Annotated in this window: 16 protein-coding genes; 13 read left to right on the top strand and 3 right to left on the bottom strand. The window is 72.5% G+C overall.

The annotated features are described in order from the left end of the window. Positions 1-50: 50 nt before the first annotated feature. Together ABZ642_RS01235 and ABZ642_RS01230 are read left to right on the top strand one after the other, a co-directional pair. Positions 51-677: a dihydrofolate reductase family protein gene (locus ABZ642_RS01235; RefSeq protein WP_360475105.1), complete on the top strand. Its 627-nt coding sequence runs from the start codon at positions 51-53 to the stop codon at positions 675-677. Positions 678-806: 129 nt separating this feature from the next. Next, a complete protein-coding gene (locus tag ABZ642_RS01230; protein ID WP_360475102.1) occupies positions 807-1,202 on the top strand; it encodes a ribonuclease in 396 nt (131 codons plus the stop codon). Between the two features lie 66 nt (positions 1,203-1,268). On the opposite strand, the gene ABZ642_RS01225 is transcribed toward ABZ642_RS01230, so the two are convergent. Beyond that, entirely contained in the window at positions 1,269-1,469 is a 201-nt protein-coding gene (locus ABZ642_RS01225) for a hypothetical protein (protein WP_360475099.1), read from the bottom strand. A 171-nt stretch (positions 1,470-1,640) separates the two neighbouring features. Between ABZ642_RS01225 and ABZ642_RS01220 the strand changes: the two genes are divergently transcribed. The 3 genes from ABZ642_RS01220 to ABZ642_RS01210 all read left to right on the top strand — a co-directional run bounded on the left by ABZ642_RS01220 (position 1,641) and on the right by ABZ642_RS01210 (position 4,948). Further along, positions 1,641-2,903: a histidine kinase gene (locus tag ABZ642_RS01220; RefSeq protein WP_360475096.1), complete on the top strand. Its 1,263-nt coding sequence runs from the start codon at positions 1,641-1,643 to the stop codon at positions 2,901-2,903. Positions 2,904-3,028: 125 nt separating this feature from the next. After that, a complete protein-coding gene (locus tag ABZ642_RS01215) occupies positions 3,029-3,691 on the top strand; it encodes a response regulator transcription factor (RefSeq protein ID WP_360475093.1) in 663 nt (220 codons plus the stop codon). 75 nt (positions 3,692-3,766) lie between these two features. Next, positions 3,767-4,948 carry a cytochrome P450 gene (locus ABZ642_RS01210; RefSeq protein WP_360475090.1) on the top strand — a complete coding sequence of 394 codons (1,182 nt, stop codon included), beginning with the start codon at positions 3,767-3,769 and terminating at the stop codon, positions 4,946-4,948. A 70-nt stretch (positions 4,949-5,018) separates the two neighbouring features. On the opposite strand, the gene ABZ642_RS01205 is transcribed toward ABZ642_RS01210, so the two are convergent. Next, the gene (locus tag ABZ642_RS01205; RefSeq protein ID WP_360475087.1) at positions 5,019-6,029 is read right to left on the bottom strand and encodes a Gfo/Idh/MocA family oxidoreductase; all 1,011 of its coding nucleotides are present in this window, start codon (positions 6,027-6,029) and stop codon (positions 5,019-5,021) included. Positions 6,030-6,159: 130 nt separating this feature from the next. On the opposite strand from ABZ642_RS01205, the gene ABZ642_RS01200 reads away from it, so the two are divergent. From ABZ642_RS01200 to ABZ642_RS01165, 8 genes are all read left to right on the top strand, one after another. Next, a complete protein-coding gene (locus tag ABZ642_RS01200; RefSeq protein WP_351698172.1) occupies positions 6,160-6,897 on the top strand; it encodes a GntR family transcriptional regulator in 738 nt (245 codons plus the stop codon). Between the two features lie 200 nt (positions 6,898-7,097). After that, positions 7,098-8,102: a sugar ABC transporter substrate-binding protein gene (locus tag ABZ642_RS01195; protein ID WP_360475084.1), complete on the top strand. Its 1,005-nt coding sequence runs from the start codon at positions 7,098-7,100 to the stop codon at positions 8,100-8,102. Then, a complete protein-coding gene (locus ABZ642_RS01190) occupies positions 8,099-9,139 on the top strand; it encodes an ABC transporter permease (protein ID WP_360475081.1) in 1,041 nt (346 codons plus the stop codon). Before ABZ642_RS01195 ends, ABZ642_RS01190 begins: the two co-directional genes overlap by 4 nt. Beyond that, positions 9,136-9,927, top strand: a complete 792-nt coding sequence (locus ABZ642_RS01185; RefSeq protein WP_360475078.1) for an ATP-binding cassette domain-containing protein — start codon at positions 9,136-9,138, stop codon at positions 9,925-9,927. The genes ABZ642_RS01190 and ABZ642_RS01185 overlap by 4 nt, the downstream gene beginning before the upstream one ends. 81 nt (positions 9,928-10,008) lie before the next feature. Next, positions 10,009-11,154: an ROK family glucokinase gene (locus ABZ642_RS01180; RefSeq protein WP_360475075.1), complete on the top strand. Its 1,146-nt coding sequence runs from the start codon at positions 10,009-10,011 to the stop codon at positions 11,152-11,154. Continuing rightward, positions 11,151-11,732 (top strand): sugar kinase, encoded by a 582-nt coding sequence (locus ABZ642_RS01175; RefSeq protein WP_360475072.1) that lies wholly within the window; start codon positions 11,151-11,153, stop codon positions 11,730-11,732. The genes ABZ642_RS01180 and ABZ642_RS01175 overlap by 4 nt, the downstream gene beginning before the upstream one ends. Positions 11,733-11,829: 97 nt before the next feature. Beyond that, positions 11,830-14,640 (top strand): DEAD/DEAH box helicase, encoded by a 2,811-nt coding sequence (locus ABZ642_RS01170; RefSeq protein WP_360475069.1) that lies wholly within the window; start codon positions 11,830-11,832, stop codon positions 14,638-14,640. Continuing rightward, positions 14,637-16,946, top strand: coding sequence for an SWIM zinc finger family protein (locus tag ABZ642_RS01165; protein ID WP_360475066.1), 2,310 nt, complete (start codon positions 14,637-14,639; stop codon positions 16,944-16,946). The genes ABZ642_RS01170 and ABZ642_RS01165 overlap by 4 nt, the downstream gene beginning before the upstream one ends. A 185-nt stretch (positions 16,947-17,131) precedes the next feature. On the opposite strand, the gene ABZ642_RS01160 is transcribed toward ABZ642_RS01165, so the two are convergent. After that, positions 17,132-17,665 carry a TetR/AcrR family transcriptional regulator gene (locus ABZ642_RS01160; protein WP_360475063.1) on the bottom strand — a complete coding sequence of 178 codons (534 nt, stop codon included), beginning with the start codon at positions 17,663-17,665 and terminating at the stop codon, positions 17,132-17,134. Positions 17,666-18,145: the final 480 nt, after the last annotated feature.

Genomic DNA, 18,145 nt, shown 5'->3' with positions numbered 1-18,145 from the left:
GGGTCTGAGCTGACGACAGCAGACCGCACCCCAGGAAGCAGGAACCCCTCATGGGCAAGCTCGTCTCCACCATGTTCGTCACCCTCGACGGCGTCTACCAGGCGCCCGGCGGCCCCGAGGAGGACCCCAGCGGCGGCTTCACCCACGGCGGCTGGAGCCACCCCTACGGCGACGCGGAATTCGGCGGGTTCGTCACCGAGGTCTTCGACCGGGTCGGCGCCTTCCTGCTCGGCCGCCGTACGTACGACATCTTCGCCTCGTTCTGGCCGAAGGTCACCGACCCCGCCGACCCGATCGCGGCCAGGCTCAACGCGCTCCCGAAGTACGTCACCTCCGCGACCCTCACCGACCCCGGGTGGTCCGGCACCACGGTCCTCGGCGGCGACCTCGCCAAGGAGGTCACGGCCCTCAAGGAGCGCACCGAAGGGGAGCTCCAGGTGCACGGCAGCGGCGCACTGGTCCGCTCCCTGCTGGAGCTGGGTCTGGTCGACACCCTCCACCTGCTGACCTTCCCGGTCGTGCTGGGCAGCGGCCGCCGGTTCTTCGCGGAGGGCGCCGTGCCGACGAAGTTCCGGCACACCGGCGGCCGGGTCACCGCGGCGGGCGTCGCCATCCACTCGTACGACCTCGCGGGCCGCCCCGACTACGGCTCGTACATCGCCGACGCGAACGCCTAGCGCGGCCGGGGCCCGCCCCGTGAAGGCCGCGGGCCCCAGGTTAACTCCCTGAAAACTCAAGGGACTTGTCGGAAAATTCTTCAGACTTGTCATTGACATGCCACTGTCTACGCGCGTCATCATGGAGCCATGAGATTCCCCCCACGAATCGCCCGCATCGGCGCCGCCGGCGTCGTCCTGTCCGCCCTCCTCGTCGGCGGTACCGTCACCGCCACCACGGCGGGCGCCGCGGCCACTTCGGTCGGCAGCATCTGCTACAGCGACCTGCCGTCGCAGGCGTACGACACCCTCGACCTGATCGCGTCGGGCGGCCCGTTCCCGTACTCGCAGGACGGCGTCGTCTTCCGCAACCAGGAGGGTGTGCTGCCCAGCCAAGCCAGCGGCTACTACCACGAGTACACCGTGAAGACGCCCGGTTCTTCTACGCGCGGTGCACGTCGCATCGTGACCGGCAAGAAGACCCAGGAGGACTACTACACGGCGGACCACTACGTGACGTTCGACCTGGTCGACTTCGGCTGCTGAGTTCCCGGCCGAGTCCAACGGTCGACCGCCGGGAACGGCGCGACCAGCCGGAGGTCCGGTCCAAGTTCAGCCTGACCTCCGGCTCTCCGCGACGGCGAACAGCGCGATCGCCAGCACGACGAGTGCGACGCTCGCGTAGACCCCGTAGCCGTCGAGGAAGCCGAGCCGTTGCACGAGACCCACGTGCCAGTGGGTGAACTCGTGCAGCAGGCCCAGCGCACCCTGCACCAGAGCGACGAATCCGAACAGTTCCAGCAGCTGTTTCACAGCACGACTCTCGCCCCGCGGCCTCCCCCCATGCCATCGGCCGCGGGGCGAGCCGTCCCCGCCGGAAGTCGCCGCGTACGCGCGCGTGCCGTACCCGAAGTCCACGCGAGCCCGACTTTGGTCGACGATCCCGTCCTCGGGGAGGTGGCACCGGCGGGGCCCTGCGTAGATTTGGCGACCGTGAGCAGTGACATCCCGGTACGGACGTTCGAACGGCGGCGGTGGCTTTTCCCGTCCGCCGTGATCCATGAACTCGACCCCGACGCGGGCCCGGCCGGCCAGCGGCCCAGGCGCACCGCGCGGGACTGGCTCGTCGACTTCAGCTGTTTCCTGCTCGCCGTCCTGCTGGGCGTTGCCGCCGCGAACACCATGCGCCAGGACCCGAACGTCTCCCACGGCCTCGCGGTCGCCGACCAGCTGATCGGCGGTCTGGCCTGCGCCGCGGTCTGGCTGCGCCGCCGCTGGCCGACGGGCCTGGCCATCGCCATGGTCCCGGTCGGTTTCGTCTCCGACACCGCGGGCGGCGCCGCCATGGTCGCCCTGTTCACGCTCGCCGTGCACCGTCCGTTCCGGTACGTCGCCTGGATCGCCGGCGCCAACCTCGCGCTGGTCCCGCTCTTCTACTGGCTGCGTCCCGACCCCGACCTGCCCTACCTGGCCGTCGTCATCCTGGTCGTGCTCTTCACCCTCCTGGTCATCAGCCTCGGCATGTTCGTGCGCTCCAAGCGGCAGCTGATGGTCAGCCTGCGCGACCGGGCCCGGCGGGCCGAGACCGAGGCCGGGCTGCGCGCCGAGCGGGCCCAGCGGCTGGCCCGGGAGGCCATCGCCCGGGAGATGCACGACGTCCTCGCCCACCGGCTGACCCTGCTCAGCGTGCACGCCGGTGCCCTGGAGTTCCGTCCCGACGCGCCCCGGGCGGAGATCGCCCGGGCGGCCGGGGTGATCCGGGAGAGCGCCCACGAGGCCCTCCAGGACCTGCGCGAGATCATCGGCGTCCTGCGCGCCGCCGACGGCGACGAGGCGGGCGGCCGGCCGCAGCCCACGCTGGCCGGCCTCGACGCGCTCGTCAGCGAGTCCCGCCGGGCCGGCATGAAGGTCACCCTCGACAACCATGTCGGCGACCCGACGGCGGTCCCCGCCTCCGTCGGCCGCACCGCCTACCGCATCGCCCAGGAGGGACTCACCAACGCCCGCGAGCACGCCCCCGGCGCCGAGGTCACCGTGCGCGTCACCGGCGCCCCCGGGGACGGCCTGGACATCACCGTGCACAACCCCGCCCCGCAGGCCGACGCCCCGCACGTCCCCGGCTCGGGCCAGGGTCTGATCGGCCTGACCGAACGCGCGACGCTGGCCGGGGGACGGCTGGAGCACCGGGCCACCGGCGACGGCGGCTTCGAGGTGCGGGCCTGGCTGCCCTGGGGGGCCGCCGCCTGAGCCACCGTGTCCGTTGCCTGGGCCGCCGTGTCCGTTGCCTGGGCCGCCGTGTCCGTCGCCTGAGCCACCGTGCCCGCAGCCCAAACGACCACGTGATGTCGTACCCGCGTGATTACGTAGGAGCCATGACCGCGATCAGACTGCTGCTCGTCGACGACGACCCCCTGGTGCGGGCGGGGCTGTCCCTGATGATGGGCGGGGCCGGGGACATCGAGATCGTCGGGGAGGGCGCCGACGGCGACGAGGTCGAGGCGCTCGTCGACCGCACCCACCCGGACGTCGTCCTGATGGACATCCGGATGCCGTCCGTGGACGGGCTCACCGCCACCGAGCGGCTGCGCGCGCGTGCGGACGCCCCGCAGGTCGTCGTCCTGACCACCTTCCACGCCGACGAACAGGTCTTGCACGCCCTGCGTGCGGGGGCCGCCGGGTTCGTCCTCAAGGACACCCCGCCCGCCGAGATCGTGGACGCGGTGCGCCGGGTCGCCGCCGGTGACCCCGTCCTGTCGCCCGCCGTCACCCGCCAGCTGATGCGGCACGCGGCGGGCACCCGGGCCGACACCCGGCAGGCACGCGCGCGTGACCGGCTCGCCGCCCTCAACGACCGCGAACGCGAGGTCGCCGTCGCGGTCGGCCAGGGACTCGCCAACGCCGAGATCGCCACCGGCCTGTTCATGAGCGTCGCCACCGTCAAGACCCACGTCTCCCGCATCCTCGCCAAGCTCGGCCTGAACAACCGCGTCCAGATCGCGCTCCTGGCATACGACGCGGGACTGCCGGAGGAGTAGGGGCACCAGTCGGGCGCCTCGCACGTTCTCCGGGTACGGGACGGCCTCGGGGACCTCCTGAAGGGGGAGTACGGCATGCAGGTGACCGACCTCGGCGAGTACGGCGACGGTCTGCGCACGGACCCGCACACGGTCTACGCCCGGCTGCGCGAGCGCGGCCCGGTGCACCGGGTGCGGTGGCCGCTGCCCGACGCGTACCACGAGACCTGGCTGGTCGTCGGGTACGAGGAGGCCCGCGCGGCGCTCGCCGACCCCAGACTGGCCAAGGACACCGAGAAGGTCGGCTTCAAGTTCCTCGACGAGGAGCTGATCGGCAAGTACCTGCTGGTCGCCGACCCGCCCCAGCACACCCGCCTGCGTGGGCTCATCACGCGCGCGTTCACCGCCCGCCGGGTGGCCGCACTGGAGCCGCGGATCCAGGAGATCACCGACCGCCTGCTCGACGGGATGCTCCCGCGCGGTCGCGCCGACCTCATCGACGCCCTCGCCTACCCGCTGCCGATCACGGTGATCAGTGAACTGCTCGGCGTACCCGAGCTGGACCGCGCACGGTTCCGGAAGCTCTCCAACGAGGTGGTCGGCTCCGCCCGTCCGAGCAGTGAGTACGACGCGTTCGCCGAGCTCGCCGGGTATCTGAGGGACCTGATCGAGGACAAGCGGAGCGCGGGCCCGAGCGACGACCTGCTCAGCGACCTGATCCGCACCACCGCCGAGGACGGTGACCGGCTCTCCGTCGAGGAACTGCGCGGCATGGCCTTCGTCCTGCTGATCGCCGGCCACGAGACCACCGTCAACCTGATCGGCAACGGCGTCCTCGCCCTGCTCACCCACCCTGCCCAACTCGCCGCCCTGCGCGCCGACATGAGCCTCCTGGACGGCGCGGTCGAGGAGATCCTGCGCTGGCAGGGCCCGGTGGAGAACGCCACGTACCGGTACGCCGCCGAGCCCCTGGAGATCGCCGGCACCGTCATCGAGCGGGGCGACCCGGTGATGATCGGCCTCACCGCCGCCGACCGCGACGGCGCCCGCTATCCCGACCCCGACCGCTTCGACATCCGCCGCGACCACCGCGGCCACCTCGCCTTCGGCCACGGCATCCACTACTGCCTGGGCGCACCGCTGGCCCGCCTGGAGAGCCGCACGGCCCTGCGCGCCCTCCTGGAGCGCGCCCCGGACCTGGCCCTGGACGGCCCGCACGGCGAGTGGCTGCCGGGCACGCTGATGAGAGGGGTGCGGAACCTTCCGGTGCGCTGGTAGCCGGGGTGCGCTGGTAGCCGGGGTGCGCCGGCCGGTGGCCGGTGCGCTGCCGGCCGGCGGCAGCCGCGGGTCAGCCCAGCCGGTCCGGGATCTCGGCGAGGGCGACCGGTCTCCGCTCGTGCCGGGACACCTCGCAGGCCTCCGCGATCCGCAGCGCCTGGAGCGCCTCGCGCCCGTCGCAGGGGTTGGCGAGTCCGCCGCGCACCACGTCGACGAAGGCGCACAACTCGGCCTCGTAGGCGGGCCCGAACCGCTCCAGGAAGCCGGGCCACGGCTTGTCGGCGGGCGGCGGCCCGGTCGGCTCGGTGGAGGCCACCGGCGTACGGTCGTCCAGGCCGACCACCACGGTGTCCCGTTCCCCGGACAGCTCCATCCGCACGTCGTACCCGGCGCCGTTCAGCCGGGTCGCGGTGGCGGTGGCCAGCATGCCGTCGTCCAGGGTGAGCAGGGCCGCGCCGGTGTCCACGTCACCGGCCTCGCGGAACATGGCGGGCCCGGCGTCCGAGCCGGTCGCGTACACGTCGACGACCTCGCGGCCGGTCACCCAGCGCAGCACGTCGAAGTCGTGGATCAGGGTGTCCCGGAACAGCCCGCCGGACAGCGGCAGCCACTCCGGCGGGGGCGGGGACTGGTCGGAGGTCAGCGCCCGCACGGTGTGCAGCCGTCCGAGCCGGCCCGAGCGCACGGCCTCCCGGGCGCCCACGTACCCCTTGTCGAAGCGCCGCTGGAAGCCCATCTGCAGCACCGTCCCGGCCTTCTCCACCTCGGCCAGGGCGTGCAACGTGCCCGGCAGGTCCAGGGCGATCGGCTTCTCGCAGAAGACCGGGAGCCCGGAGCGCGCGGCCCGGCCGATCAGGTCGGCGTGTGCCGAGGTCGCGGTGGTGATCACCACGGCGTCCACGCCCCACTTGAAGATCTCGTCCGTCCCGGGTGCCGCCGTCTCCCCGAGGCGGTGTGCCAGATCCTGGGCCCGCGCCGGATCCACGTCCGTCAGGATCAGTGACCCGACCTCACGATTGCGGCTGAGCGTGTTCGCATGAATGGTTCCGATGCGGCCCGTCCCGATGACCCCGATGCGCATGGGAACAAGGTGCGGGTGCACCCCGTGCGCTGTCAATCCGTATGTCCGGACAATCGAACTACACAACTTCCCGTCAACCCGTCACGGGGATACGCTCGGGCCCGTGCCGAAACCTGATGTGGACCCGACCGTGCCGCTCGACCTGAGCGTGGACCGGAGCTCGCCGGTGCCGTTGTACTTCCAGCTCGCGCAGCAGCTGGAGGCGGCCATCGAGCACGGCTCGCTCACCCCCGGCAGCCTGCTGGGCAACGAGATCGAGCTCGCCGCACGGCTCGGCCTGTCCCGTCCTACCGTGCGTCAGGCCATCCAGTCCCTCGTCGACAAGGGCCTGCTTGTCCGTCGCCGGGGTGTCGGCACCCAGGTCGTGCACAGCCAGGTCAAACGCCCCCTGGAGCTCAGCAGCCTCTACGACGACCTGGAGTCGGCCGGTCAGCGCCCCGCGACGAAGGTACTGGTCAACACCGTCGTCCCGGCGTCCGCCGAGATCGCCGCCGCGCTGGCGGTCGCCGAGGACACCGAGGTGCACCGGATCGAGCGGCTGCGGCTGGCGCACGGCGAGCCGATGGCGTACCTGACCAACTACCTGCCGCCCGGTCTGCTCGACCTGGACACCGGGCAGCTGGAGGCGACCGGCCTCTACCGCCTGATGCGGGCCGCCGGGATCACCCTGCACAGCGCCCGCCAGTCCATCGGCGCGCGTGGCGCCACGGCCGCCGAGGCCGAGCGGCTCGCCGAGCCGGAGGGTGCCCCGCTGCTCACCATGCGGCGCACCACGTACGACGACACCGGCCGCGCCGTCGAGTTCGGCGACCACATCTACCGGCCGACCCGCTACTCCTTCGAGTTCCAGCTGCTCGTACGGTCCTGAACGCGGCCCGTTTCCGACGTTCTGTTAGTCGCAATGTCCGGACAATGTGAGCACAGAGTGCCGCCCGCCGCCGTCAGGGGTGTACCCCATGTTCGATACTGAGGCTTTTGGGGCAGGTGAGGTCGCCGTCGGTGGTCACCCACGGTGAGCTTCGCCCGCCCCTCTCGCACGTATGAGCACGGCAAGAAGGGCAAGGCCTCGTGGCACGGTTTCGGACCTGGGTGGGCATCGCGGTGGCGGGGGCGCTCGGCGTCACCCTCGCCGGGTGCAGCAGTACCGGCGGCAAGCGGGCGGAGGACGCCCGGAACGTCGCGGCGGCCCAGGGGAGGGCGGTGGTGAACACCCCCCGCTGGACCTTCGCGATGATCACTCACTCGGGGGACGGCGACACCTTCTGGGACATCGTGCAGAGCGGTGCGAAGCAGGCCGCCCGCAAGGACAACATCAACTTCCTGTACTCGCACGACGACGAGGCCCAGCAGCAGGCGCAGCTCGTGGACGCGGCGGTCGACAAGAAGGTCGACGGGATCATCGTCACCCTCGCCAAGCCGGACGCCCTCAAGGCGGCCGTGGCCCGGGCCGAGAAGGCCGGCATCCCGGTGATCACCGTGAACTCCGGTTCCGAGGAGTCCAAGGCCTTCGGCGCCCTCGCGCACATCGGCCAGGACGAGACCATCGCGGGTCAGGCGGTCGGCGACGAGCTGAACGGGCGTGGCAGGAAGAAGGCCCTGTGCGTCCTGCACGAGCAGGGCAACGTCGGCCATGAGCAGCGCTGCGCGGGCGTCGCCAAGAACTTCGACGGCGAGGTCGAGAACCTCTACGTCAACGGCACCAACATGCCCGACGTGCAGTCCTCGATCGAGGCGAAGCTCCAGGCCGACCGGTCGATCGACGCCGTCGTCACGCTCGGGGCGCCGTACGCCGACACCGCCGTGAAGGCGAAGACGGACGCGGGCAGCACGGCCGAGGTCGACACCTTCGACCTCAACGCCAAGGTCGCCGCCGAGCTCAAGGACGGCACCCTCGGCTTCGCCGTGGACCAGCAGCCGTACCTCCAGGGCTACCAGGCGGTCGACCTGCTGTGGCTCTACAAGTACAACGGCGACGTCCTCGGCGGCGGGCAGCCGGTGCTGACCGGCCCGCAGATCATCACCAAGGACCAGGCGACCGCGCTGGCGAAGTACACCGAGCGGGGCACCCGATGAGTACCACCCTGGAACGCTCCCTTGATGAAAGGATTCTGCAGACCTCTCCGCTGCGGAGACTCCTCTCCCGTCCGGAGCTGGGCTCGGTCGTCGGCGCACTGGCCGTCTTCCTCTTCTTCGCCGTGGCCGCCGACGGCTTCGTGCGCGCGTCCAGCATCAGCACGGTCCTCTACGCCTCCTCGACGATCGGCATCATGGCCGTACCGGTGGCGCTGCTGATGATCGGCGGCGAGTTCGACCTCTCCGCGGGCGTCCTGGTGACCTCCGCCGCGCTGATCTCCTCGATGTTCAGCTACCAGATGACGGCGAACACCTGGGTCGGCGTAGGAGTCTCGCTCCTCGTGACCCTTGCCGTCGGCGCGTTCAACGGCTTCGTGCTCACCCGCACCAAGCTGCCCAGCTTCATCGTCACCCTGGGCTCCTTCCTGATGCTGACCGGCATGAACCTCGGCTTCACCAAGCTGATCGACGGCACGGTCTCCACCAAGACGATCGCCGACATGGAGGGCTTCGCGTCCGCCCACGCGGTCTTCGCCTCGACGCTCACCGTCGGCGGCGTCGACTTCAAGGTCACGATTCTCTGGTGGCTCGCCCTGGTCGCGATCGCCTCCTGGATCCTGCTGCGCACCCGCGCCGGCAACTGGATCTTCGCGGTCGGCGGCAACCAGGACGCGGCCCGCGCGGTCGGCGTCCCCGTCGCCAGGACCAAGATCGGCCTCTACATGGGCGTGGCGCTCGGCGCCTGGATCTCCGGCCAGCACCTGCTCTTCTCGTACGACGCCGTCCAGTCCGGGGAGGGCGTCGGCAACGAGCTGATCTACATCATTGCGGCCGTCATCGGCGGCTGCCTGATCACCGGCGGTTACGGCAGCGCGGTCGGCTCGGCGGTCGGGGCGCTCATCTTCGGCATGACCAGCAAGGGCATCGTCTTCGCCGAGTGGAACCCCGACTGGTTCAAGTTCTTCCTCGGAGCGATGCTGCTCCTCGCGACCCTGCTCAACACCTGGGTCCGCAAGCGCGCGGAGGCCACCGCATGACCCTCGTCCGGCTGACCGACGTCAGCAAGAACTACGGCACCGTCCGCGCCCTGGAGGGGGTCTCCCTGGAGGTCCAGGCGGGCGAGATCACCTGCGTCCTCGGCGACAACGGGGCCGGCAAGTCCACCCTGATCAAGATCGTCGCGGGCCTGCACCGGCACGACGGCGGCACGCTCGTCGTCGAGGGCGAGGAGACGACGCTGACCTCCCCGCGCGAGGCCCTGGACCGGGGCATCGCCACGGTGTACCAGGACCTGGCGGTCGTGCCGCTGATGCCGGTGTGGCGCAACTTCTTCCTCGGCTCGGAACCCCGCAAGGGCCGTGTGCTCAAGCGCCTGGACGTCGACTTCATGCGCCGCACCACCCGCGCCGAACTCCTCCGCATGGGAATCGACCTGCGGGACGTCGACCAGCCCATCGGCACCCTGTCGGGCGGCGAACGCCAGTGCGTGGCGATCGCGAGGGCCGTCTACTTCGGCGCGAAGGTCCTGATCCTGGACGAGCCGACGGCGGCACTGGGAGTGAAGCAGTCAGGTGTGGTCCTGAAATACGTGGCGGCGGCACGTGACCAGGGCCTGGGTGTTGTGTTGATCACCCACAACCCGCATCACGCGTACTTGGTGGGGGACAGGTTCGTGCTGTTGAGGAGGGGCGCGATGGTGGGGAGCTACGACCGTGACTCGGTCACCCTGGACGAGCTGACCCAGCAGATGGCAGGCGGAAGCGACCTGGATTCGCTACGCCACGAACTGCGGCGGGGCCAGGGGCGCGGGGAACCGCGCGACTAGCCACTACGGAGCCGCACCCGGCAACGGCGCTTATCTCCCCCGAACGGCGCTACACGCACGCGTACGGCAGAATCAAGCCCGATGAGCACCTACCGCGACCTCACGGCCCCCATAGGCTCCCGCCGAGCCCCCGTCCTGCGAACGGTCGGCACACGGGAGCGCCGGTCCCACCTGACGGCCCCCCGTGTCCCCACCGTCGGCATCGACATCGGCGGCACCAAGGTCATGGCGGGCGTCGTGGACGCCGACGGCAACATCCTGGAGAAGCTCCGCACGGAGACCCCGGACAAGTCCAAGAGCCCGAAGGTCGTCGAGGACACGATCGTCGAGCTGGTCCTGGACCTGTCCGACCGGCACGACGTGCACGCCGTCGGCATCGGCGCCGCCGGCTGGGTCGACGCCGACCGCAACCGCGTGCTCTTCGCCCCGCACCTGTCCTGGCGCAACGAACCACTGCGCGACCGTCTCTCCGGCCGGCTCTCGGTCCCCGTCCTCGTGGACAACGACGCCAACACCGCCGCCTGGGCGGAGTGGCGGTTCGGCGCCGGCCGCGGCGAGGACCACCTGGTCATGATCACACTCGGCACCGGCATCGGCGGCGCGATCCTGGAGGACGGCCAGGTCAAGCGCGGCAAGTACGGCGTCGCCGGCGAGTTCGGCCACATGCAGGTCGTGCCCGGCGGTCACCGCTGCGCGTGCGGCAACCGCGGCTGCTGGGAGCAGTACAGCTCCGGCAACGCGCTGGTCCGCGAGGCCAAGGAGCTGGCCGCGGCCGACTCCCCGGTGGCCTACGGGATCATCGAGCACGTCAAGGGCAACATCAACGAGATCACCGGCCCGATGATCACCGAGCTGGCCCGCGAGGGCGACGCCATGTGCGTCGAGCTGCTCCAGGACATCGGCCAGTGGCTCGGCGTCGGCATCGCCAACCTCGCCGCCGCCCTCGACCCGTCCTGCTTCGTCATCGGCGGTGGCGTGAGCGCCGCCGACGACCTGCTGATCGGCCCCGCGCGGGACGCGTTCAAGCGCCAGCTCACCGGCCGCGGCTACCGCCCCGAGGCCCGGATCGCCCGCGCCCAGCTGGGCCCCGAGGCCGGCATGGTCGGCGCCGCCGACCTCGCCCGCCTGGTCGCCCGCCGCTTCCGGCGCGCCAAGCGGCGCCGGGTCGAGCGGTACGAGCGCTACGAGCGGTTCGCGGAGGCCCGCCGCACCCGGGACACCGCATGACCGCTTCGCTGCCCCGCCAGGCCGCGTCCCCGGAGGAGCCGAAGCGCCCGCCCGAGACCCCGGGGCACAAGGCCAAGCGCCGGGCGCTGACGCTCCTGATCATCGTGCTGCTCATCGGCGTACCGGCCGGCTATCTGGTGATCTCCGCCGCCCAGAGCCGCAACAGCGGCAAGGACAAGGAGTCCAAGTACTCGGCGACCGGCCTCACCGAGGGCTGGCCGTCCAAGGTGCAGCGGCGGCTCTACCAGGTGCCGGTCCCGCACCCGGCCGACATGATCGCCTACTACGAGACGAACAACTGGAAGACCAGCCGTCTCTACGTCCAGTTCCGGACCAACAACGCCGGCCTGGACAGCTTCCTGGAGGGCATGGGCGTCAACCGGGACGCGCTCAAGAAGGACGACATCAGCATCGGCTCCCGGGACCAGAAGATCACCGGCTGGAAGTTCACCGGACCCGGCCCCTGGTCGAGCCTGACCCACAAGCAGAAGAACCCGGCGCCCACCCAGGACGTGGTCGTGAACACGGCCGACCCGAACTACCCGATGATCTACGTCGTCTCCCGCACCGTGCCGTGAGCACGGCCTCCGGCCGGTCGCCGGGACCGATTGTCAGACCCCGCCCGTACAGTCGAAGACGTCTGATCCGACATGTGGGCGGGAGGTGGCAGAACGTATGAGCGGCACGGTGACCGAGACCCCTGACGGCGTCCCGCTGCGCCTGGCGGCGGTCTATCTGCCCGCCGACCTTCCGCGCCAGGGCCGGATCGCCTTCTGGGACCCGGACGGCGACCCGCTGCCCGCCGCCGCGACCGAGGACCTGACGGTCGTACGACGGCACGGCGCCGGTGTCCGCCGCCGGCAGGTGCCCGCGCTGACCCTGCCGCTCGGCGAGGCCCTCCCCCTGCTCGTGCGAGCCCGCCGCGACCCGGCCGCCCACCCCGCCACCGCCTGCTGGGGCGCCGCCGCCCAGCACGCGCTGCGGCTCGCCGCCCGGGGCCGCCTGCTGCCCGGCCTCACCCCGGCCGGACACGACGCCTGGCGCGCCGGGCCCCTGGAGCCCGCCGACATCGCCCACCTGCGCGCGGTGGCCGCCGCACTGCCCGCCGAGGGCCATGCCGTCCCGCTGCCCGGCCCCGGCCCGCTCCGGCTGCCCCAGCCGGAGGCGCTGATCCGTTCCTTCCTGGACGCGGTCGCCGACACCCTGCCCCGCACCCCGGCCGCGCCGCACACCTCGGGCAGGCCGTTCGCCGCCCGCGAGGCCCAGCGGCTGCCCGACGCCCAGGAGTGGGCCGCGGAGGTCGCCGCCGGCATGGACGCGGGCGTGCGCGTCTCGCTCTGCCTGGACCTGTCGGCCTACGACCTGTTCGACGACAGCGAGGAAGCGCACCGCGCGGGAGCGGCGATCGTCCAGGTGCACAGCCTTTCCGACCCCACCCTGGTGACCGACGCGGCGGCACTGTGGGCGGGACGGGCCGACGCCGCATTCGGTCCCCGCGCGCGGGTCGACGCGGCGCTGGCCGTGCGCCGGGCCGCGCGGGTGTGGCCACCACTGGACCGGCTGGCCGAACAGGACGTGCCGGACGTACTCGCCCTCTCCGAGGAGGAGTTGGGCGATCTGCTCGGGGTGGCCGCGACCCGGCTCGCGGCGGCCGGGGTCGCCGTGCACTGGCCCCGCGACCTGGCCCAGGACCTCACCGCGGCCGCCGTGATCCGCTCCGCACCCGGCTCGGCGACCGACGGCACGGGCTTCTTCGAGGGCGAGGAACTGCTCCAGTTCCGCTGGCAGCTGGCGCTCGGCGGGGACCCGCTCAGCGACGCCGAGATGGACGCGCTGGCCGAGGCCCACCGTCCGGTCGTACGGCTGCGGGACCGTTGGGTGCTCGTCGATCCGGCCCTGGTCCGCAAGGCCCGCAAGCGCGAACTGGGCCTGCTCGACCCGGTCGACGCGCTCTCCGTGGCACTCACCGGCGAGGCCGAGGTGGACGGCGAGACCGTCGAGGCGGTCCCCGTCGGTCTTCTCGCGGCCCTGCGCGACCGCCTCACGGCCGGCGTCCAGCCCGCCGAGCCGCCCGCCGCCCTGCGGGCCACCCTGCGCGACTACCAGCTGCGGGGCCTGGCCTGGCTCGACCTCATGACCTCCCTCGGCCTCGGCGGCTGCCTCGCCGACGACATGGGCCTCGGCAAGACGATCACCGTCATCGCCCTGCACCTCAAGCGGGCCCGCACCGAACCGACCCTGGTGGTCTGCCCCGCCTCGCTGCTCGGCAACTGGCAGCGGGAGATCGCCCGGTTCGCGCCCGGCGTCCCCGTCCGCCGCTTCCACGGTCCCGACCGCACCCTGGAGGGCCTCGACGGCGGCTTCGTCCTCACCACCTACGGCACCATGCGGGCCGCCGCGGCCCGGCTCGCCGACCAGCCCTGGGGCATGGTCGTCGCCGACGAGGCACAGCACGTCAAGAACCCCTACTCGGCCACCGCCAAGGCGCTGCGCACCATCCCGACCCCCGCGCGCGTGGCCCTCACCGGCACCCCCGTGGAGAACAACCTCTCCGAACTCTGGGCCCTGCTCGACTGGACCACCCCCGGACTCCTCGGCCCCCTGAAGTCCTTCCGTGCCCGGCACGCGCGCGCCGTCGAGAACGGCGAGGACAAGGAGGCGGTGGCCCGGCTCGCCGGCCTGGTCCGCCCCTTCCTGCTGCGCCGCAAGAAGTCCGACCCGGGCATCGTCCCCGAGCTGCCGCCCAAGACCGAGACCGACCACCCCGTCCCCCTCACCCGCGAACAGGCCGCGCTGTACGAGGCGGTGGTCCGCGAGTCGATGCTCGCCATCGAGACGACGGACCAGGGCATCGCGCGCCGGGGCCTGGTGCTCAAGCTCCTCGGCGCCCTGAAGCAGATCTGCGACCACCCCGCGCTCTACCTCAAGGAGGAGACGCGCGCCGACGGCCTGGCCGCCCGCTCCGGCAAACTCACCCTGCTCGACGAACTGTTGGACACGGTCCTCGCCGAGGACGGCTCGGTGCTCGTGTTCACCCAGTACGTCGGCATGGCCCGCATGATCACCGCGCACCTCCAGGCCCGCGCGGTCCCCGTCGACCTCCTGCACGGCGGCACACCGGTACCGGAGCGGGAGCGCATGGTGGACCGCTTCCAGAGCGGCGCGACGCCGGTCCTGGTGCTGTCGCTGAAGGCCGCGGGCACCGGCCTCAACCTCACCCGCGCGGGCCATGTCGTCCACTTCGACCGCTGGTGGAACCCGGCGGTGGAGGAGCAGGCGACCGACCGCGCGTACCGCATCGGCCAGACCCAGCCCGTCCAGGTCCACCGCCTGGTCACCGAGGGCACGGTGGAGGACCGCATCGCCGAGATGCTGGAGGCCAAGCGCGCCCTCGCCGACGCGATCCTGGGCTCCGGCGAGTCCGCGCTGACCGAGCTGACGGACCGCGAGCTGTCGGACCTGGTGTCGCTGCGGAGGACGTCATGAGCGAGGACGAGCAGCGGCCGGGCGACGCGGCTCGGCGGGCGCTGCGGGCGGCACGGGGACGCGGTGCGGAGACCGGGGGCGGCGAGTCGGCTGAGGCCGGGGCACGGCCCAAAGGCCCCGCCGCGCCGGGTACGGACGCCGAGCAGCGGGTGCCCAGGGCGTCCGACGCGGCACGGCTGGCGCTGCGGGCGGCCGCGGTCTCGAAGGAGGCGGAGCAGCGGGACGCCGAAGCCGAGGCCGACGCGGGCCGGGCCGACGTGGGCCGGGCCGACGTGGGCGGTGGTGCCGCTGTCCCCGACGCCGGGCCGGTGGACGCCGGCGGCCCGGCCCCCGCTGCCGTACGACCGGGCGCCCGCCCCGGTGACGTCGCGCGCGAGGCGCTGCGCGCGGCCCGCGCGGAGGCCCGGCGCGCCGAGGCGGCAGCGGCGGAAGCCTCGGAAGGAGCGTCGGTTCGCGCGGTACGCCGGCTGCCGTCGCCGACCCCGGCGGAGTCGGTTCGTGGTCGCACCGCGCACGACCTGAGGCAGTTCCTGGCGACCGCGTTCAGGATGCCGAAAGAGGAACCCGAGCCGAACGGGCCGGCACCGGCCGACGCCCCGGCAGACCAAGCGACTTCGACGGCGCACCTCGACGAAGACGGGGCGCGACCCACGGCACCGCAACACTCCGAAACGAATCCCACTCCGGCCGCGTCCGCTGCCGCCTCCGACCGTCCGCGGCCGACGGTCCCGGCGCCTGCCGCCTCCGACCGTCCGCAGCCGACGCCCCCGGCGCCTGCCGCCTCCCAGCGACCGCGGTCCGGCACCCCCGCGTCCGTCACGCCTCCGGGCCACTCGGATCCGACGGTTTCCACGCCCCCTGCGCCCCTCGCGCCCCTCGGTTCCCCGGATCCGCACACACCCGCGTCCACCGCCCCTGCCGGCCACCCGCATCCGGCCTCCTCCACGTCCGCCGCGGCCCTGCGCCCCCCGGTTCCGACCGGTTCCGCCTCGACCTCCGGTCACCCGGAGCCGGAGGGCGCCGCCACCACCCCCCGCCTGCCCCGCACCATGGCCACCCCGCACCGCGACAGCGAGCTTCGCCGGACCTTTCCCTCGCTTCCCTCCCGCGTCGGTGCAGCCGGGGCGGACTTTGCCGGGACGTGGTGGGGGAACGCCTGGGTGCGGGCCCTGGAAGAGGGCGCGTTGGACGTGCAGCGGCTGGTGCGGGGGCGGGGTTATGCCGAGCGGGGCCACGTGGACGCCATCACCGTGACGCCGGGGCTGGTTCTGGCGTATGTGCAGGGGAGCCGGCCGCGGCCGTATCGCGTGCAGGTCCGGTTGCGCACCTTCGGCGAGGACGAGTGGGAGCGGTTCCTGGCGGCCGCCGCCGACCGGCCCGCAGACATCGCCGCCTTGCTGGACAAGGAGCTTCCGCAGGCCCTCGCCGAGAGCGGGGTGCCCCTGTTGCCGGGGCCCGGCGAGCTCGAACCCCGTTGCAGTTGCCCGGACTTCGGGCACCCCTGCAAGCACGCGGCCGCGCTCTGCTACCAGACCGCGCGGTTGCTGGACGCCGACCCGTTCGTGCTGCTTCTGCTGCGCGGCCGGGGCGAGCGGGAGGTCCTCGACGCCCTGTCCCGGCGCAACGCCGCCCGCGCGGCCCGCGAGCGGCAGCCGGTGTCCCTGCCCGGCGTCCGCGCCACCGAGGCCCTGGCACCGCGTCAACTCCCGCCGTTGCCGCCCCCGTTGCCGGTGCCGTCGCACCCCGAGCAGCCCCCGGTGTACCCGGGCGTGCCCGGTGGACCCGACCCCTTCACGCTGGACCAGCTGGCCACGGACGCCGCCGCCCGCGCCCACGCCCTGCTCGCCACCGGACGCGACCCGGTCGGCGAACTGACCCTCTGGCAGGACGCGGTACGCCTCGCCGCGGCCCGCCCCGGCTCCGGCCTGACCGCGTCCACCCGCGCCCTCTACGCCTCGCTCGCGGACGCCGTCGGCCGTACCCCGGGCGACCTGGCCCGCGCGGTCGCCGCCTGGCGGCAGGGCGGCCCGGAGGGGCTCGCCGTGCTGGAGGAACCCTGGGATCCGCCGGCCGGCCGTTTCGACCGGGCCAGACCCCTGCTCCTGGCCGCCGACCTCCCGGCCTTCCGGCCCTGGCGCAACCACCTGACCCACCCCGGCGGCCATGTCCAGCTCAGGCTGGGCCGCGACGGGCTGTGGTACGCCTACGAGTCCGAACCGGGCCACGACGACTGGTGGCCCAGAGGCACCCCCGACCTGGACCCGGTGGGCGCGCTGACGGGACTCGGGGCGACGGACGACCTGTAGAGACCCACGGCCCTGGACGTTCTCGCCGAGGTCGTCGTGCCGGGCCGCGAACCGGCCCTCGGCACCCTCCACCCGGTAGGGGAACCAGCCGCCGTCCCGGGCGGTCTCCAGGTACTGGGTCCGGCTCTCGTGCGGCCCCTCACCGGGGGCGCGGCGATCACGGGAAAGGGCGTACCGAGCGCGGGTCAGGACGAACGCGGTAGATACCCGGGTGCCCACCATGCCGGCGCGCACGCCACGGCCGCGTCGACCATGTCGTCCTTGGTGACCGAGGGGTCGTTGAGCCAGGCCTTGATGGCACCGGCGAAACCGTGAGCCATGAACTGGGCGATCACCTGCGGGTTGGCGTCGGGCAGCGCGGAGCGGTCGGCGCGCGCCATGAACGCCAGGGCGTACGCGCTGAAGTGGCGGACGAGCGCCTCGTAGACCCCGCTGGCCGCCGGATCGTCGAGGGAGAGCCGGTAGACCGCCCGGAACCGTTCGACGTGATCGCCCACTTCCGCGGTGGTCAGCCGCAGCAGGTCGCCGGCCGAGTGCCCGTGCCGCGCCCTCTCGTCCTCCAGCCGGTGGCCACGGTCCAGGTCGGCGTCGAGGACCTGGATGAGCAGTTCCAGCGGAGTGCTGTAGCGGTTGTAGAAGGTGGCTCGGGTGACCCCGGCGCGGTCGGCCAGTTCGGCGACGCTGATCTGGGAGACCGGCCGCTCCGAAGCGAGCTCCACGATGGCCCGCTCGAAGGCCTGGGTGGTCCGGGTGATGCGCGGGTCGATCCGGCCGCTCAGCGTACTGCCCTCCTGTCAACCGGCGCCCCCGACGCTCCCCGGTTCCGGGTGTACGGTCCGCCGCCCTTGCTGGGTCCATCTTGCGGCATCGCCGTGACGTGACCACCGGTCCGGTCGTGCGCGACGGCGCGAGCGGCGACCGCGGTCCGTACGCCCTCGGCCTCGTCCTGGTCGCGGACGGCGTCGCGCGGAATCCGGTGTGAACTCCGCCGAGTTCGTCGGCCGTGCCTGATCCGCACGGGAATGCGGACGCCATGAAGAAGGGATATGTGAAACCGGACATCGGGAATCTTCGCGAAGTCACCACAATGGTCGGTTCTTTGACAGGAGAAGACGGAACTCGTTCACCGTCTGGCACTCAATCCGCTGGTCGGCGAGATTTGAGAGGGTTTTCCGACGGACCTGCCGTGGCCGTGAGAG

This window comes from Streptomyces sp. NPDC007157 (assembly GCF_040634235.1).
In the GTDB taxonomy this organism is placed as follows: Bacteria; Actinomycetota; Actinomycetes; order Streptomycetales; family Streptomycetaceae; genus Streptomyces.
Note: the sequence above shows the minus strand (reverse complement) of the source record. Positions and strands in the feature narration are given on the sequence as shown.

Coding starts and splice junctions, on each gene's coding strand:
- ABZ642_RS01205 (WP_360475087.1), bottom strand. CDS start 6,029: ATGCGCATCGGGGTCATCGGGACGGGCCGCATCGGAACCATTCATGCG.
- ABZ642_RS01165 (WP_360475066.1), top strand. CDS start 14,637: ATGAGCGAGGACGAGCAGCGGCCGGGCGACGCGGCTCGGCGGGCGCTG.
- ABZ642_RS01185 (WP_360475078.1), top strand. CDS start 9,136: ATGACCCTCGTCCGGCTGACCGACGTCAGCAAGAACTACGGCACCGTC.
- ABZ642_RS01215 (WP_360475093.1), top strand. CDS start 3,029: ATGACCGCGATCAGACTGCTGCTCGTCGACGACGACCCCCTGGTGCGG.
- ABZ642_RS01190 (WP_360475081.1), top strand. CDS start 8,099: ATGAGTACCACCCTGGAACGCTCCCTTGATGAAAGGATTCTGCAGACC.
- ABZ642_RS01170 (WP_360475069.1), top strand. CDS start 11,830: ATGAGCGGCACGGTGACCGAGACCCCTGACGGCGTCCCGCTGCGCCTG.
- ABZ642_RS01210 (WP_360475090.1), top strand. CDS start 3,767: ATGCAGGTGACCGACCTCGGCGAGTACGGCGACGGTCTGCGCACGGAC.
- ABZ642_RS01230 (WP_360475102.1), top strand. CDS start 807: ATGAGATTCCCCCCACGAATCGCCCGCATCGGCGCCGCCGGCGTCGTC.
- ABZ642_RS01180 (WP_360475075.1), top strand. CDS start 10,009: ATGAGCACCTACCGCGACCTCACGGCCCCCATAGGCTCCCGCCGAGCC.
- ABZ642_RS01175 (WP_360475072.1), top strand. CDS start 11,151: ATGACCGCTTCGCTGCCCCGCCAGGCCGCGTCCCCGGAGGAGCCGAAG.
- ABZ642_RS01235 (WP_360475105.1), top strand. CDS start 51: ATGGGCAAGCTCGTCTCCACCATGTTCGTCACCCTCGACGGCGTCTAC.